Here is a 14,487-nt window from a genome sequence, read left to right as displayed (position 1 = left end):
GTCCTGGTGGCGGAGACCGCCCGGTGGCGGGCGCTCCCCGCGGGCACGGACCTCCCCGTGGCAGGAGGCGGGCGTCAGACGTTCAGGACGAGGCGCCGGTCGATCGACCGGCTGACGCACGGGAGCATGTGGCCGGACTCGGCCTTCTCCTCGTCGGTGAGCACCTCGTCGCGGTGGTCGATCCGCCCGGCGCGGACCTCGACCTCGCACGTCCCGCAGATGCCCTGGCGGCACGAGGAGGGGACGGCGACGCCGTTGCGGTGGAGCGCGTCGAGGAGCGGCTGCCGCTGGGTGGCCTCGAAGGTGACGCCGGACCTCACGCACTCCACCGCCTCCGCGATCTCCCCCGTGGCGGAGGCGGGCCCGTCGGTGATCAGCTGCCGCTCCCCGGGCGCCTCTTCGACGGCGGTGCGGACGGCCGCGACCACGGCGGGCGGGCCGCACACCCCGACGACGGCGCCCTCCGGGATCCCGGCGACGACGCCGGGCCAGTCGGGGCGGCCCCCGGTCGCGGTGTCGTGGGTGACGACGGTGCCGTCCTGGTCCCGGGCCGGCTCGCGGAGGCGGTCGAGGAAGGGGAACTCGTCCGCGCCCCGGTCGACGTACACGAGCGTCCAGCCGCGCAGCCGCCCGCCGGCCAGGACCGTCAGGACGGGGTTGATCCCCACGCCGGCGGCCAGGAAGTGCGTGAAGGGGGCCGGGTGTCCGGCGGTGAACCGGCCGCCCGGCGCGGAGACCCCGACGGTCGCGCCGGCGTGCAGCCGGGGCGAGAGGTGGTCGCGCCGGTCGCCCCGGTGCCGGTTGCGGACCGCCAGTTCGTAGCCCTCGGCGTCGGCGGCCACGACCGTGAGGGTCTTGACGCGCGGTCCGACGCGCAGCGTGACGTGCCGGCCGGGTTCGGCGGCCGGGAGCGGGTCCTCGCCGTACGGGTGGGTGAGCCAGTACCGGCTGACCGTGGGCGTCAGGGCGTGCGCCGTCCTGACCATGGCCGTCCTCACGCGACCAGCCCCGATTCCCGGAACGCCTCCAGGGTCGCGCCGTGCTCCAGCGCGCCCGCTTCGAGGAAGTACTGGAGGGTGGGCGCGGCGCCGCGGCGCACGTCGGCCACGATCCGGTCGCGCGCGTAGACGTCGGTCATGACCTCCTCGACCTCCTCGGTGGTCAGGCCGGAGGCCCGCAGGCCCAGGGCCGCGCTCGTGTAGTCCGGCTCCAGGAACGCGAAGATCAGGCGCGGGATGTACGGCCCCGCCAGCTCCCGCTCCTTGCGGGTCGTCGCAGGCCAGAGGTGGCGCAGCAGCGTCGAGAAGTACGTGTGGTGCTTGGCCTCGTCGACCGCGTGGTCGGCGACCATCTCGCGGACCCCCTCGGGCAGCCGCTCGTCGCGCGGCAGGTCCTCCAGGACCGAGGAGATGAGGGTCTCGCTGACGATGGCGAAGAGCAGCTCGTCCAGGCCGCGGATCTCGTGCGGCAGGGAGTCGTGGATGCGGGCCAGTTCGGTGGTGAACGTGGGCGCGTCCGGGAGGGCGGGGGCGATGCCGGTGCGGTCGCGGACCTGCCGGAGGATCTCGTACGTGAACCGGGCGTGCCACGCCTCGTCGGTGACGATCTTGAACGCGTCGGCGCGCATCGCCTCGGGCAGGTCGAGCCCGGACATGCCGCGGCTGATGTGCCCGGTGACCGGGATGACCGCGCTCTGCTCCAGGTCGATGGTGAACCGGAGGTACTCGTAGAGCCGGTGGACGAGCACGGTCTCGCGGACGTGCGGTTCGGCCCGCCGGAGCAGCGGGTGGGCGAGGGCGGGGACGAGCTCGGGGCTGAAGAAGAGCTCGCCGTCGGCGTCGAGGGCCCGCATCGGGCTGTTCCGGACGGTGGCGACGCGTTCCCAGGTGCGGAAACGGCTGCGGTATTCGGCCCGCCGGTATTCGGGTCGTTGCTTTTCGGTTCCTTGCTTTTCGGTTCCTTGCTTTTCGGTTCCTTGGTGGTCGGCCCGCTGGTATTCCGTCGAGGCGAAGACCTGGTCGAGGCGCTTCTGATGACTGCGGGCGAGAACGGTCCGGTTGGCCGTGCTCGCGAATTGCAATGCCATTGCTTCGTTTAAACCTTCGGGATTGTCCGAAAATGGTTCGTGGGACCTGGATGCTGCCAGCGGGCCAAGTGGCCGTCAAGCGGCAAAAGTTTGCCGCCGGGCGGGGTTGTCCGGATTCGCGGAGGCACCGCTCGCCGAAGCGGCACAAAAGGAAAGGCGACCGGCAGGAAATTGCCGGTCGCCGGCGGCGGAAGCGGCAGAAACTTGCCGGTTCGCACCGGGTATTCCGTGTGTAGGGTGTCGCTTACGGCAGCAGGAAGACGCAGCGGAGTCCGTGCCGGTAGGCGGGGAGGAGCACCTGGGAGGTCACGGTGATCCGTTCGGGCGAGACGTGCGGCAGGGCGAGGCGGTAGCGGTGGCCCTGGCGGAAGGCGACGACCTTCGGTCTCAGCTCCCACAGTCGGCGGCACTCGGGGTCCCGCAGTACGCCGTCGAGCAGCGTCCTGAGCGGGGCGGCACGGGGGGTGTCACGGGAGGCGTTCGCGGCCAGGGCGAAACGGAGCATCGCGAGGTAGACCTCCGCGTGTTCCCGCCAGTCGATCATCTGCTCGCGCGCTGAGGGGTCGTTCAGCGCCCAGCGCATGAGATTGGCGTGCGGTTCGCGCACCCAGGGGAACCAGGCGGCCATGAGCGTGTTGTATCCGAGCATGTTCCAGGAACCGTCGGTGAGATAGGCCGGAAAGAGGGACTGCGCCGTGACCAGGTGCAGGAGCGCGAGCTGGCTCTCCGTCTCGCCCGTCTCGTCCGCGAGGGCGATCCCGGCGGCGCCGGCGAGGGCGCGGCTGTAGAGCACCATGCGTTCGTCGGGGCCCAGGACGAGCGCCGCGGAAAGCCGGCCCAGTACGTCACTGGAAAGCGATACCGAATCCCCGGCCTCCAGGCTCCGGTACCAGCGCTCGCTCACGCCCATGAGTTCGGCGACCTCCTTCTGCGGAAGCGCCCTTTCCCGTCCGAGCTTCGCACCCGCGTCGATCCGCCAGGCACGCAGCAACTGCGGCAGTTCCATGCTTTCTGTTCCCCTCCCCCGATGGGCCACGATTCTACCGCGCAGGGAGAAAGTGACGAGGGCTCAAAGCCTTGCGCGGAGATCCGAAAAATCGCTTTGATGTGATTCAACTGCCGCCAAAAGCGGCGGAGTTGAGAGACTGCGACGACAGGAAAGCAGATCCCGTGCACCACCCGTCCCCGTCCGGCGGCCCGACCGGAGTGGCCCGGACGACACCGCGCCGGGTCGTGATCACCGGACTCGGCGCGATCACCCCGCTCGGCGTCGGCGCCCCGGCGCTGTGGCAAGGGCTCCTGGAGGGCCGCAGCGGCGTACGGACCCTGGAGGGCGAGGAGTTCGCCGGGCTGCCCGTGCGCATCGCCGCGACCGTGCCGGAGGGCCCCGCCGGGCTGCTGCCCCCGGCCGTGGCCCGGCGCATGAACCGCGCCGCCCGGTTCGCGGTGGTCGCCGCCCGCGAGGCCTGGCGGGACGCGGGCCTCGCCCCCTCGGGGACCGCGGAGAGCGGCCTCGACCCGGACCGGGTGGGCGTCTGCCTCGGCACCATCATCGGCGGCGCGCCCGCCCTGGTCGACGGGGACCGGAGGCTGCGCGACAAGGGGCCCCGGGGCGTGCCCCCGCTCACCGCCGCCATGACCGTCCCCTCCCAGGCGGCCTCCCAGGTCTCCCTGGACCTGCGGATCACCGGCGAGGCGCGGACCGTCGTCAGCGCGTGCGCCTCCGGCACCGAGGCGATCGGGCAGGCGATCGACCGCATCCGGTACGGGCACCTCGACGTCGTCGTGGCCGGCGGGACCGAGGCGGCGGTCACGCCCGCCGTGACGGGCGCCTTCGCCGCGATGCGGGCCCTGTCCACGCGCAACGACGAACCCGCCCGGGCCTCGCGCCCCTTCGCCAAGGACCGGGACGGCTTCGTGCACGGCGAGGGCGCCGGCACGGTCGTCCTGGAGTCCGAGGAGCACGCGCGGGCCCGGGGCGCGCGGATCTACTGCGAGACGGCCGGCTGGGGCCTGTCCGCCGACGCCCACCACATCGTCGCGCCCGACCCCACCGGCTCCGGGATCGTGCGCGCCCTGCGCCGGGCGCTCGCCGACGCCGGTGCCGCGCCGGCCGGCGTCGCCCACGTCAGCGCGCACGCCACCGCCACCGTGGAGGGCGACCTCGCCGAGGCGACGGCCCTGCGCCGGGTCTTCGGGGAGGACCGGGACGTGCCGGTGACGGCGGTGAAGGGGAACATCGGCCACCTCCAGGGGGCCGCCGGGGCGGTGGCGGCGGTGGCCGCCGCGCTCACCCTCCACCACGGCCTCGTCCCGCCCACGATCGGCTGCGACGACCTCGACGACGCCTGCCCCCTGGACGTGGTCACGCACGTGCCGCGCCCGCTGCCGGGCTCCGGCGACGTCGTCCTCGGCAACTCCTTCGGTTTCGGCGGCCACAACGCGGTGCTCGCCCTGCGTCGCGAAAGGAAGACGTCATGACCACCAGCCCGCAGGACCTGGTCCGCGCGTTCCACCGGGCCTTCGGCCTCGGCCTCGGCACCGGCCGCCCGGCCGCCGTCCCGCCCGAGCCGGCCCGGCACCGCCAGGCGCTCCTGGAGGAGGAGGTGGCCGAGGTCGCGGAGGCGACGGAGGCGGGCCGCCCGGTGGACATCGCGCACGAACTGGCGGACGTCGTCCACACCGCGTACGGCACCGCCCTCGTCCACGGCGTGGACCTCGACGCCGTCCTCGCCGAGGTCCACCGCGCCCACATGTCCAAGCTCGGCCCGGACGGCCGCCCCGTCCTGCGCGAGGACGGCAAGGTCCTCAAGGGCCCGTCGTACCGGCCGCCGCGGGTCGCGGAGGTCCTGGCGCGCCGGGGGGAGACCGGGGAAGCGGTCAGCCCGCCGTCCTCGTGACGAGCACGGTGATCCGCTCCTCGGCGGCGGGGACGCGGTCCGCCTCCGGCACCTCCGCGGTCTTCGCGAGGACGTCTGCCTCTCCGTCGGCTCCGTCGGCGCGCGAGTCCCGGCGCGCGGGCGTTCTCGGCTCCTCGGTCGGGTCCTCCGGGCGCTGCGCCTCGATGCGGGCGCGGGCCCACGCGGGGTGGCACATCGCGGACTCCTCCCTCCGACCCGGCGGGTCAGCGCAGTTCCTGGATGCGGATCAGGTTGCCCGCCGGGTCGCGGAAGGCGCAGTCGCGGATGCCGTACGGCTGCTCCGTCGGCTCCTGGACGACCTCGGCGCCGGCGGCCCGGACCTTCTCGAAGACGGCGTCGAGGCCGGGGGTGGCGAGGAGGATCCAGCCGTACGTGCCCTTGGCCATCATCTCGGTGACGACGCGGCGCTCGTCCTCCGTGACGCCGGGGTCGGCGGCGGGCGGCGCGAGCAGGATCGACGTGCCGGGCTGCCCGGCCGGGCCGACCGTGATCCAGCGCATGCTCCCCTGCCCGACGTCGCTGCGGACCTCGAAGCCGAGGGCGTCGCGGTAGAAGGCCACGGCGGCGTCCGGGTCGTCGTGCGGGAGGGCGGTGGTGTGGATGGTGATGTCCATGGACCTCACGCTAACTCCGCCCGTCCGCACGGCGCTTCTCCGATCCTGACCGGTCCCCGGCCCGGCTCAGTGGTGGAAGCCCGCGCGCTCCGAGTCCGCCGGCTTGCCCCGCGTGAGGCGCTCCAGGGAGTGCCGCATGTCCCGGGCGAGCAGGTCGATCTCGTCCCGCCCCACCCCGTGCCGGATCAGGACCCGCTGGATCACGGTCTCCTGCCGGTCGGCGGGCAGCGGGTACGAGGGGACCTGCCAGCCGCGCATCCTGAGCTGGTCGGAGAGGTCGTACAGGCTGAAGCCCGCCCCCGCCGGGTCGGTGAGGGTGTACGAGACGGCCGGCAGCGCCCCCTGCCCGTCGTACAGCAGGGTGAAGGGGCCCATCTCCGCCACCCGCCCGGCCAGGTACCGGGCCGTCTCCGCGCACACCCCCTGGACGCGCCGGTAGCCGGCCCGCCCCAGGCGCAGGAAGTTGTAGTACTGGGCGACGATCTCGCCGCCGGGCCGGGAGAAGTTGAGGGCGAAGGTCGGCAGGTCGCCGCCGAGGTAGGTCACGTCGAAGACCAGGTCCTTCGGCAGCAGGTCGGCGGTGCGCCAGACCGCCCAGCCCACGCCGAGGGGCGCGAGCCCGTACTTGTGCCCCGAGGCGTTGATGGACGCGACCCGTTCGAGGCGGAAGTCCCAGACGAGGTCCTGGTGGAGGAAGGGCGCGACGAAACCGCCGCTGGCGGCGTCCACGTGGATCGGGACGTCGAGCCCCGTCTCCTCCTGGATCCGGTCCAGCTCGGCGGCGATCTCCGCGACCGGCTCGTAGTCGCAGGTGAAGGTGACGCCGAGGATCGCGACGACGCCGATCGTGTTCTCGTCGACGTACGCGCGCAGCTGGTGCGGCCGCAGGCCGGTCGCGCCGTCCTCCAGGGGGACCTGGCGCAGCTCGACGTCGAAGTAGCGGGCGAACTTGTCCCAGCAGATCTGCACGGGACCGGCGACGATGTTGGGCCGGTCGACGGGCTTGCCCTCGGCCCTGCGCCGCTCCCGCCACCGCCACTTGAGCGCCAGGCCGCCCAGCATGGCGGCCTCGCTGGAGCCGGTGGTGGAGCAGCCCATGGCCCCGCGGCCCGGGACCTCCGGGGCGTTCCACAGGTCGGCCAGGATGTTCACGCACCGCGCCTCGATCTCGGCGGTCTGCGGGTACTCGTCCTTGTCGATCATGTTCTTGTCGAGGCACTCGTCCATCAGCCGGCGGACCTCGTCGTCCGACCAGGTCGTGCAGAACGTCGCCAGGTTCTGCGCCGCGTTGCCGTCGAGCAGCAGCTCGTTGTGGAGCATCGCGTAGACGGCCTCGGGCAGGGAGGGCTCCTCGGGCATGCGGTACTTCGGCAGGACCCGCTCGCTGAGGGGGGAGGCGAACACGTCCGTCCTCGCGTCGGCCCTCGTCGGGGCCTTCATCTCGTGGAGCGCCACGGCGGCTTCCCCTTCGCTCGACAGCACGACGGCGCGCCCCCGGTGGGCGGCCCCGTGCCCCCATCAACCCACGGGGCCGGGAGCGGCGCCCGGCGGCGGGGGAGGCCGTTGGCCCGGGCGGGTGAGGGGGCGCCCCGGGGCCCGTACCGCGCCGCCTTGACGACCGCGCCCCCTGCGACCTGCGGTTCCGTACGGCGGGCCGGATCGGGGGTTCACCCGTTGGACGGGTGACGGAGCACTTCTCCCGGGCCCCGGCAGCCCGACCGTACCCGCCCCGACCTGGGGAAATTCCCTCCCCGAAGCATGGCGACACACCCGATCGGGCAGATACCGGCACCACGGGACAAGCAGTACGTTCCGGGAGAAGTGGATCACCCATGATGCTCCCCCCTGTCGATCGAGGCCGAAAGGCGACCCGCATGAGCAGCAGCACCACCCGAAAGGAAGCCGACACCGGCGACACCGCCGAGAACGCCGACACCGCCGAGAACGCCGAGAACGCCGAGAACGCCGAGAACGCCGAGCACTACGACTCCTACGACGACCTCCCCGAGCGCCTCATCGGCTATCCGGCCGTCTTCCACGCCCTCGGCATCGGTTCCTCCGCCGTCCGCACGGTCCTGGACCACGGCTGCGGGCCCGGCAAGGTCGCCGTCCGCGTCGCCGAGGCCTCCTCCGGCGCGCGCGTCGTGGCCGCCGACGTCTCGCCGCACATGCTGGCCGTCGCCCGCGAGCGGCACCCGCACCCGAGGGTCGAGCACCGGCTGATCGAGGACGGCCGGCTCGCGTTCCTCGACGACGGCTCCGTGGACGCCGCCATGTCCTGCTTCGTCTACGTCACCGTCGGGGAGGTCGAAGGCCTGCACGACATCGCCGCCGAGGTCCACCGCGTGCTGCGCCCCGGCGGCCGGTACGCCGTGCTCGACGCCAACCCGCGCAGCACCGGCGTCCGCTTCTCCACGTTCCGCACCGGCGACCCCGGCCGCGTCTACACCAAGGGCGAGCCGAGGCCGACCCGCCTCGACCTCCCGGGCGGCGGGCGGCTCGACCCGACCGACCACCACTGGCCGTGCCAGACCTACCTCGACGTCCTGGGCAAGGCCGGCTTCACCGACCTGGACGTCCACGAACCCGTGCTCCCCCGGCACTCGACCCTGCTGGGGAACCGCCCGGCGGAGGCCGGCCATCCGCCGTTCCTCGTGGTCTCCGGGGTGAAGAGGTGACGGGCCGGACGAAGAAATCTGTCCCGGCGAAGTGAGAATTCAGCAGCACGCGCCGTGAGGATTTCTCACCGGACCACGCGGAAAGAATTACTCACACCGCACTCCGCCGACCAGCGTGCTACTGTCGAAAGCAGTTGCAGTTGTGGTTCCCGAAGCATGAGCATCAACGGTCATGAGAAGTGCCGGTCTTTTCCGGCTGGGGCGATCATCGCGGCGACACGGAATCCGCACGGTGTGGATTTCCGAGCACTGCCCCGAAGGAGAAAAGACATGGCTTCCGGTACCGTCAAGTGGTTCAACGCGGAAAAGGGCTTCGGCTTCATCGAGCAGGACGGTGGCGGCCCCGACGTGTTCGCCCACTACTCGAACATCGCCTCCCAGGGCTTCCGTGAGCTCCAGGAGGGCCAGAAGGTGAACTTCGACATCGCGCAGGGCCAGAAGGGCCCGACCGCGGAGAACATCGTCTCCGCCTGACGCTGTCACTGCCGCGCGGCGCTCCTCACGGAGCGCCGCGCGGCAGCACGAGCTGGGGCCCGCACCTTGGGGTGCGGGCCCCAGCTCTTTGCATAGAAGGACCCCCCCATTTCGGTCCGGCTTGTCTCGCAATTGTCCGTGCTGCATTTCTGCCGCGGAAATTCCTTGATACGCGCCGCATCGAGGAAGGTTCGCCATGAACCGCACACGTACGCACGCGCATTCCACCCGTTCCGCCCGCTCGCAGTCCTCCGGCCGTTCCCAGCCCCCCGGCCGCACCCGTCCCCGGGGCGGGGGCCGGGCGCCCTCGGGCCCGCCGGCCGAGTTCGCGCTCCCCCGGACGGTCACCCCCGCGCTGCCGGCCGTCGAGACGTTCGCCGCGCTCGACCTGCCCGCCCCGCTGCTCGCCGCCCTCGCCGCCGAGGGCATGACCGTGCCGTTCCCGATCCAGGGCGCGACCCTGCCGAACACCCTCGCGGGCCGCGACGCCCTGGGCCGCGGCCGGACCGGCTCCGGCAAGACCCTGGCCTTCGGCCTGGCGCTGCTCGCCCGGACGGCAGGGAAGCGCGCCGAACCCCGGCGGCCCCTCGCCCTGGTCCTCGTGCCCACCCGCGAGCTGGCCCAGCAGGTGACCGACGCCCTCACCCCGTACGCCCGCTCGCTCCGGCTCCGGACGACCACCGTCGTCGGCGGGGTGTCGATCGGCCGCCAGACGCACGCGCTCCGCTCCGGCGCCGAGGTCGTCGTCGCGACGCCCGGCCGCCTCAAGGACCTCATCGACCGCGGCGACTGCCTGCTCGACCAGGTGGAGACCACCGTCCTCGACGAGGCCGACCAGATGGCCGACATGGGCTTCATGCCGCAGGTCACCGCGCTGCTCGACCAGGTGCGGCCGGAGGGGCAGCGGATGCTGTTCTCCGCCACCCTGGACCGCAACGTCGACCTGCTCGTACGCCGCTACCTGAACGACCCCGTCGTCCACTCGGTCGACCCGTCCGCCGGCGCGGTCACGACGATGGAGCACCACGTGCTGCACGTCCACGGCTCCGACAAGCAGGCCGCCACGACGGAGATCGCCGCCCGCGACGGGCGCGTGATCATGTTCCTCGACACCAAGCACGACGTCGACCGGCTGACCCGCGACCTGCTCCTCAGCGGCGTGCGGGCCGCCGCGCTGCACGGCGGGAAGTCGCAGGGGCAGCGCACCCGCACCCTGGCGCAGTTCAAGACCGGGCACGTCTCCGTGCTCGTCGCCACGAACGTCGCCGCCCGCGGCATCCACGTCGACAACCTCGACCTCGTCGTCAACGTCGATCCGCCGGCCGACCACAAGGACTACCTGCACCGCGGCGGGCGCACCGCCCGTGCGGGCGAGTCCGGCAGCGTCGTCACCCTGGTCACCCCGGGCCAGCGCCGCGGCATGGTCCGCCTCATGGCGGACGCGGGCATCCGGCCCCGCGTCACCGAGGTCCGCTCCGGCGGGGACGAGCTGCGCCGCATCACCGGCGCGCAGACCCCGTCCGGCGTCCCCGTCGTCATCGCGGCCCCCGCGGCCGAACGGCGCCGCGACGGCGTCCCCGCCCGCTCCCGCCGGAGCCGTCGCCCCCGCGGGGCCGAACGCCGCCCCGCCGCCGCGTAACGCCTCCGCGCGCGACCGCCGGGAGACGCGCCGGGCACCCGGCACGTCCGAACGCCCGGCGCGCCCGGCCCGGTCGCGCTTCCCCGTAGGGCGTCCCCCGTACGGCGTCGCCACAGGGCGTCCCCGTACGGCGTCCCCGCCACTTCCCCGCAGGAGGCACCCCGTGACACCGCTCCGCACGCAGCTCCGCAGGACCTCGTCCGACGAGGCCGCGACGCAGGCCTCCGACCACATGACCGTCGAAGTGGCCCTGTCCGTCATGGCCGCCGCCCGGACCGGGCACCTGCTCGTCTGCGACGGCGACGACCGGCCCACCGGCCTGGTCACCCGGGCCCAGCTCGCCGCCGCCCGCGCCGCCTCCTCGTACACGGACCGGCTCCGGCTCCGGGACGTCGTCGGCGCCGTCGCGCCCGCCCACCGAACCGCCCTCCCGTCCCCCGTCCGTACCCCCCTCCACCCCTGAGAGGCATCATGCGCTGTGTCATCGCCCGTTTCCCCTTCGACCTGACGAAGAGCGGCGTGCTGGACTCGATGAAGGGCGTCAAGCCCGAGCCGGGCACCGGCGAGTTCGTCACCATCGGCCGCCGCCAGTACCCCGCGAAGCAGGTCGGCGAGGTCCTCACCCGCCAGGACCGGCGCGACTTCAGCGCCCAGGAGGTCGTACGGGCCATGACCCGTCTCGGCTTCACCTGCGGCACGTTCCCCGCCGCGGCGACCGCGACCGCGACCGTCGTGCCCACCGCGGCCACCGCGATCGTCTGACCGTCCGGAGAACGACGGGGCCCGACCGGTGTACGTACCGGTCGGGCCCCGTCGTCGTTCCGCCGCCGGCGGCTCAGTGGTCGGAGTACCTGAAGTCGCCCACCGTCCAAGCGCTGACGTCGGCGATCGCGACGCGGTACATCCCGCCGGTCTCGGGGATGCCCACCGTGCCCTGGAGGATCCGGGCCAGGTGGAAGTGGAGGTGCGTCGGCGGGTCGTCCTTCCGTTCGGAGGGCTTGAAGACCCTGGAGAACTCGCCGAGCCGGGCGGAGTCCGTCAGGACCTCCGACACCCGCTCTCTCCAGAGGGCCTCGGGGGCCAGGCGCCCGGTGATGACCACGCCCCCCGCGACCACGGTCAGGGACATCTGATTGCTCTGCCCGGACTCCACCGTGGCGGCAATGTCAATCAGCAGTTCGTCAGGCTTCGACATGAGAGCCGATTCTAGGCGGCGCGCCCACCGGTGGTTGAATTTCCCCCGGGGCCCGGGTGCCGTACGGCACCCGGGCCCCGAAGCGGCCCCCAGAAGAGGTGCAGATGACAGCGGACAATCCGCTCGGCGACCGACTCGACGACGACGACTACCCGGCCTACACCATGGGACGGGCGGCCGAGATGCTCGGCACGACCCCGGGCTTCCTCCGCGCCCTCGGCGAGGCCCGCCTGATCACCCCGCTCCGATCCGAGGGCGGCCACCGCCGCTACTCCCGCTACCAGCTGCGGATCGCGGCCCGCGCCCGGGAACTGGTCGACCAGGGCACTCCGGTCGAGGCGGCCTGCCGCATCGTCATCCTGGAGGACCAGCTGGAGGAGGCCCAGCGCATCAACGCGGAGTACCGGCGGGCGGCGGAGGAGTCGACCGGGCGGACGGAACCCCCGACGGGGCGCCACGAGCGCGGCTGACCCGCTCCGTTCCCTCCCGGCCGCCGGGCCCCGTGCCGCCCGGGACCTCCCGTCCGCGGCGGGCGTACGCGATCATGCCCCCATGAAGCTGCGCTGCGCCGTGCTCGACGACTACCAGGGCGTCGCCCTCTCCTCCGCCGACTGGAGCCCGCTCGCCGACCGGGTCGAGGTGCGCGTCCTGCGCGAGCACCTCGACGACCGGGACGCGCTGGTCGCCGCCGTCGGGGACTGCGAGGTCCTCGTCGTCATGCGGGAGCGGACGCCGGTCGACGCGGCGCTCCTCGACCGGCTGCCCCGGCTGCGGCTCCTGATCACCTCCGGCATGCGCAACGCCTCGGTCGACGTCGCCGCCGCCCGCGCCCGGGGCGTCACCGTCTGCGGCACGGAGAGCAGTCCCACGCCGCCGACCGAGCTGACCTGGGCGCTGCTCCTCGGGCTCGCCCGGCACGTGCCGGCCGAGGCGCGGGCGGTGCGGGAGGGCGGGCCCTGGCAGTCCACCGTCGGCGCCGACCTGGCCGGCCGGACCCTGGGGCTCGTCGGCCTCGGCAAGATCGGCGCCCGGGTGGCCCGGATCGGCCTCGCCTTCGGGATGGACGTCGCCGCCTGGAGCCCGAACCTCACGGAGGAGCGGGCGGCCGCGCACGGGGTGCGGTGCGCGAAGGACCTGCGGGGGCTGCTGGCGGAGGGCGACTTCGTCTCCCTGCACCTGGTGCTCTCCGACCGCACCCGGGGCCTGGTCGGGGAGCCCGAGCTGCGGGCGATGCGCCCGTCCGCGTACCTCGTCAACACCTCGCGGGCCGGTCTGGTCGACGGCGGGGCGCTGCTGCGGGCGCTGCGCGAGGGGTGGATCGCGGGGGCGGGCCTCGACGTCTACGACACGGAGCCGCTGCCCGCCGACGATCCGCTGCGGACCCTGCCGAACGTCCTGGCCCTCCCCCACCTCGGGTACGTGACGGAGGGGAACTACGGGCGGTACTTCGGGCAGGCGGTCGAGGACGTCGAGGCGTACCTGGCGGGGGCGCCCGTCCGCGAGATCGTCTGAGGCGCGGACCCGTCCGAGTCCGGGGCCCGAGGGGCCCCCTACCCCATGCTCGTCCGCGCCAGGTCCAGGAACTCCGCCTCCGAGAGGCCCAGTTCGCGGGCCTCCGCCGCCGCCTCGCGCAGTCGGGAGACCAGCCGGGCGCGGTCGGGGGCGGTGGCGCCGGGGACGACGACGGCGCCCCGGCCCCGGCGGAGTTCGATCAGGCCCTCCTCGCGGAGCCGCTGGTAGCCGCGGAGGACGGTGTGGACGTTGACGCCCAGGGAGTCGGCGAGCTCCCGGGCGGCCGGGAGGCGTTCGCCGGAGGCGGCCGAGCCGTCGGCGAGCGCCCCCCGGACGCAGGCGGCGATCTGGTCACCGAGGGGGACGGCCGAGGCCGGGTCGACGCGGAAGAGCACGGTCAGAGCCTCCCACGCCGTTCGACGAGGGTGTTGAGGAGGGCGGCCGCGGTGTGCGCGTCGGACACGGTGACCGCGAACTCGCGCCCGCTGTCGCGCCGTACGACGAGGGCTTCCCCGGAGCGCAGGATGACGCCCGTCCGGCGGGCCCGGACCCGGTAGCCCCAGCCGCCGAACTCGGCGAGGGGGTCGACGTCGCGGACGGTGGCGCCGGTGACCTCGTCGAGCGGGACGCGGACGCGGGGCCGGGGCACGAGGGCGGGCCGGACGGTGAGGCCGCGCCGGTCGACGGTGACCCGGACGCGGGCGAGGGCGAGCCCCGGCACCCCGACGACCAGGCCGAGCAGGGCGGGCCAGGCGGCGGGCCAGGGGGCCAGGAGCAGGGCGACGGGGACGGCGGCGAGGGCGAGCACCGCGAGGACGGTGAGGGTCCGGGAGCCGGCGGCGCGGGACCAGCCGGCGACCTCGCTCGGGCCGAGCGGGAGCCGGGGGCCGTCCGTGGCGCCGGGGCCGGGGGCCCGCTCCTCCTCGGGGACGGTCCGGGCCAGGGCCAGGCCCGCGAGGGCGAGGACGGCGGCGGTACCGGCCGCGACGGCGAGGTTCGCGAGGGGGGAGACGACCCCGGCCGCGTCGGCGGCGTCCAGGTTGTCCCGCAGGATCAGGACGAGCAGCGCCCCGGTGAAGCCGGCCGTGGCCCACGCGCCCCACAGGGCGGTGCGGCGGACGAAGAGGTTCCAGCCGACGGCGGCGCCGAGGAGCAGGGCCGCGCCGACGGACGCGTAGGCGGTGCGGCCGGTGAAGCCGTCGGCGCGGCCTCCGCCCTCGGTTCCGAAGTGGGTGGCGAGGGGGTCGGGGAGCCGGTCGTACCAGAGGGCGAACACCAGCAGGTACGCGGTGAGCACGAGGACGAAGGGGAGCGCGGCGAGCACGCGGAGACGGGGTGTGGCACGGTTCATGGAAACCTCCCTTGTTC

18 protein-coding genes are annotated in these 14,487 nt (G+C 73.9%); 9 read left to right on the top strand and 9 right to left on the bottom strand.

Annotated elements, in window-relative coordinates; genetic code table 11:
- Positions 1–74: 74 nt before the first annotated feature.
- From ACIP5O_RS02085 to ACIP5O_RS02075, 3 genes are all read right to left on the bottom strand, one after another.
- Positions 75–986 (bottom strand): flavin reductase family protein, encoded by a 912-nt coding sequence (locus ACIP5O_RS02085; protein WP_401287433.1) that lies wholly within the window; start codon positions 984–986, stop codon positions 75–77.
- An 8-nt stretch (positions 987–994) separates the two neighbouring features.
- Entirely contained in the window at positions 995–1,852 is an 858-nt protein-coding gene (locus ACIP5O_RS02080) for a diiron oxygenase (protein ID WP_401287431.1), read from the bottom strand.
- A gap of 478 nt (positions 1,853–2,330) precedes the next feature.
- A complete protein-coding gene (locus ACIP5O_RS02075; protein WP_401287428.1) occupies positions 2,331–3,092 on the bottom strand; it encodes a helix-turn-helix domain-containing protein in 762 nt (253 codons plus the stop codon).
- A gap of 164 nt (positions 3,093–3,256) precedes the next feature.
- Between ACIP5O_RS02075 and ACIP5O_RS02070 the strand changes: the two genes are divergently transcribed.
- Both ACIP5O_RS02070 and ACIP5O_RS02065 read left to right on the top strand, forming a co-directional pair.
- Positions 3,257–4,567 carry a beta-ketoacyl-[acyl-carrier-protein] synthase family protein gene (locus ACIP5O_RS02070; RefSeq protein WP_401287425.1) on the top strand — a complete coding sequence of 437 codons (1,311 nt, stop codon included), beginning with the start codon at positions 3,257–3,259 and terminating at the stop codon, positions 4,565–4,567.
- The gene (locus ACIP5O_RS02065; protein WP_401287422.1) at positions 4,564–4,986 is read left to right on the top strand and encodes a MazG nucleotide pyrophosphohydrolase domain-containing protein; all 423 of its coding nucleotides are present in this window, start codon (positions 4,564–4,566) and stop codon (positions 4,984–4,986) included. The genes ACIP5O_RS02070 and ACIP5O_RS02065 overlap by 4 nt, the downstream gene beginning before the upstream one ends.
- Here ACIP5O_RS02065 and ACIP5O_RS02060 read toward each other — a convergent pair.
- The 3 genes from ACIP5O_RS02060 to ACIP5O_RS02050 form a co-directional block, all read right to left on the bottom strand.
- Complete coding sequence (locus tag ACIP5O_RS02060) at positions 4,967–5,182, bottom strand: hypothetical protein (protein WP_401287420.1); 216 nt, start codon at positions 5,180–5,182, stop codon at positions 4,967–4,969. The genes ACIP5O_RS02065 and ACIP5O_RS02060 overlap by 20 nt on opposite strands.
- A 28-nt stretch (positions 5,183–5,210) precedes the next feature.
- Entirely contained in the window at positions 5,211–5,621 is a 411-nt protein-coding gene (locus ACIP5O_RS02055; RefSeq protein ID WP_401287417.1) for a VOC family protein, read from the bottom strand.
- A 66-nt stretch (positions 5,622–5,687) separates the two neighbouring features.
- On the bottom strand, positions 5,688–7,076 hold the full coding sequence (locus ACIP5O_RS02050) for a glutamate decarboxylase (RefSeq protein ID WP_401287414.1): 1,389 nt from the start codon (positions 7,074–7,076) through the stop codon (positions 5,688–5,690).
- 419 nt (positions 7,077–7,495) lie between these two features.
- Between ACIP5O_RS02050 and ACIP5O_RS02045 the strand changes: the two genes are divergently transcribed.
- From ACIP5O_RS02045 to ACIP5O_RS02025, 5 genes are all read left to right on the top strand, one after another.
- On the top strand, positions 7,496–8,299 hold the full coding sequence (locus ACIP5O_RS02045) for a class I SAM-dependent methyltransferase (RefSeq protein ID WP_401287411.1): 804 nt from the start codon (positions 7,496–7,498) through the stop codon (positions 8,297–8,299).
- A 270-nt stretch (positions 8,300–8,569) separates the two neighbouring features.
- Positions 8,570–8,773 (top strand): cold-shock protein, encoded by a 204-nt coding sequence (locus ACIP5O_RS02040; protein ID WP_030206327.1) that lies wholly within the window; start codon positions 8,570–8,572, stop codon positions 8,771–8,773.
- A 196-nt stretch (positions 8,774–8,969) separates the two neighbouring features.
- Positions 8,970–10,412: a DEAD/DEAH box helicase gene (locus ACIP5O_RS02035; protein WP_401287408.1), complete on the top strand. Its 1,443-nt coding sequence runs from the start codon at positions 8,970–8,972 to the stop codon at positions 10,410–10,412.
- A 232-nt stretch (positions 10,413–10,644) separates the two neighbouring features.
- Complete coding sequence (locus tag ACIP5O_RS02030) at positions 10,645–10,875, top strand: CBS domain-containing protein (protein ID WP_401288118.1); 231 nt, start codon at positions 10,645–10,647, stop codon at positions 10,873–10,875.
- 8 nt (positions 10,876–10,883) lie between these two features.
- Positions 10,884–11,174, top strand: a complete 291-nt coding sequence (locus tag ACIP5O_RS02025; RefSeq protein ID WP_401287405.1) for an SCO5918 family protein — start codon at positions 10,884–10,886, stop codon at positions 11,172–11,174.
- Positions 11,175–11,247: 73 nt separating this feature from the next.
- Here the strand turns inward: ACIP5O_RS02025 and ACIP5O_RS02020 are convergent, their stop codons facing one another.
- The gene (locus tag ACIP5O_RS02020) at positions 11,248–11,607 is read right to left on the bottom strand and encodes a hypothetical protein (protein ID WP_401287402.1); all 360 of its coding nucleotides are present in this window, start codon (positions 11,605–11,607) and stop codon (positions 11,248–11,250) included.
- Positions 11,608–11,711: 104 nt separating this feature from the next.
- Between ACIP5O_RS02020 and ACIP5O_RS02015 the strand changes: the two genes are divergently transcribed.
- On the top strand, positions 11,712–12,077 hold the full coding sequence (locus ACIP5O_RS02015) for a MerR family transcriptional regulator (protein ID WP_356539415.1): 366 nt from the start codon (positions 11,712–11,714) through the stop codon (positions 12,075–12,077).
- Positions 12,078–12,159: 82 nt separating this feature from the next.
- Positions 12,160–13,119: a D-2-hydroxyacid dehydrogenase family protein gene (locus tag ACIP5O_RS02010; RefSeq protein ID WP_401287399.1), complete on the top strand. Its 960-nt coding sequence runs from the start codon at positions 12,160–12,162 to the stop codon at positions 13,117–13,119.
- Between the two features lie 38 nt (positions 13,120–13,157).
- Here the strand turns inward: ACIP5O_RS02010 and ACIP5O_RS02005 are convergent, their stop codons facing one another.
- Both ACIP5O_RS02005 and ACIP5O_RS02000 read right to left on the bottom strand, forming a co-directional pair.
- Entirely contained in the window at positions 13,158–13,514 is a 357-nt protein-coding gene (locus tag ACIP5O_RS02005) for a GntR family transcriptional regulator (protein WP_401287396.1), read from the bottom strand.
- A gap of 2 nt (positions 13,515–13,516) precedes the next feature.
- A complete protein-coding gene (locus ACIP5O_RS02000; RefSeq protein WP_401287393.1) occupies positions 13,517–14,470 on the bottom strand; it encodes a DUF1648 domain-containing protein in 954 nt (317 codons plus the stop codon).
- Positions 14,471–14,487 lie beyond the last annotated feature (17 nt).

The organism is Streptomyces sp. NPDC088915, assembly GCF_044749825.1.
In the GTDB taxonomy this organism is placed as follows: Bacteria; Actinomycetota; Actinomycetes; order Streptomycetales; family Streptomycetaceae; genus Streptomyces.
This window is presented reverse-complemented; position numbering and strand designations above follow the sequence as displayed.

Excerpts from the sequence above, each read along its gene's own strand:
- ACIP5O_RS02015 (WP_356539415.1), top strand. The coding sequence starts at position 11,712 with ATGACAGCGGACAATCCGCTCGGCGACCGACTCGACGACGACGACTAC.
- ACIP5O_RS02080 (WP_401287431.1), bottom strand. The coding sequence starts at position 1,852 with ATGCGGGCCCTCGACGCCGACGGCGAGCTCTTCTTCAGCCCCGAGCTC.
- ACIP5O_RS02030 (WP_401288118.1), top strand. The coding sequence starts at position 10,645 with ATGACCGTCGAAGTGGCCCTGTCCGTCATGGCCGCCGCCCGGACCGGG.
- ACIP5O_RS02010 (WP_401287399.1), top strand. The coding sequence starts at position 12,160 with ATGAAGCTGCGCTGCGCCGTGCTCGACGACTACCAGGGCGTCGCCCTC.
- ACIP5O_RS02045 (WP_401287411.1), top strand. The coding sequence starts at position 7,496 with ATGAGCAGCAGCACCACCCGAAAGGAAGCCGACACCGGCGACACCGCC.
- ACIP5O_RS02025 (WP_401287405.1), top strand. The coding sequence starts at position 10,884 with ATGCGCTGTGTCATCGCCCGTTTCCCCTTCGACCTGACGAAGAGCGGC.
- ACIP5O_RS02085 (WP_401287433.1), bottom strand. The coding sequence starts at position 986 with ATGGTCAGGACGGCGCACGCCCTGACGCCCACGGTCAGCCGGTACTGG.
- ACIP5O_RS02060 (WP_401287420.1), bottom strand. The coding sequence starts at position 5,182 with ATGTGCCACCCCGCGTGGGCCCGCGCCCGCATCGAGGCGCAGCGCCCG.
- ACIP5O_RS02065 (WP_401287422.1), top strand. The coding sequence starts at position 4,564 with ATGACCACCAGCCCGCAGGACCTGGTCCGCGCGTTCCACCGGGCCTTC.
- ACIP5O_RS02020 (WP_401287402.1), bottom strand. The coding sequence starts at position 11,607 with ATGTCGAAGCCTGACGAACTGCTGATTGACATTGCCGCCACGGTGGAG.
- ACIP5O_RS02035 (WP_401287408.1), top strand. The coding sequence starts at position 8,970 with ATGAACCGCACACGTACGCACGCGCATTCCACCCGTTCCGCCCGCTCG.
- ACIP5O_RS02000 (WP_401287393.1), bottom strand. The coding sequence starts at position 14,470 with ATGAACCGTGCCACACCCCGTCTCCGCGTGCTCGCCGCGCTCCCCTTC.
- ACIP5O_RS02055 (WP_401287417.1), bottom strand. The coding sequence starts at position 5,621 with ATGGACATCACCATCCACACCACCGCCCTCCCGCACGACGACCCGGAC.
- ACIP5O_RS02040 (WP_030206327.1), top strand. The coding sequence starts at position 8,570 with ATGGCTTCCGGTACCGTCAAGTGGTTCAACGCGGAAAAGGGCTTCGGC.
- ACIP5O_RS02075 (WP_401287428.1), bottom strand. The coding sequence starts at position 3,092 with ATGGAACTGCCGCAGTTGCTGCGTGCCTGGCGGATCGACGCGGGTGCG.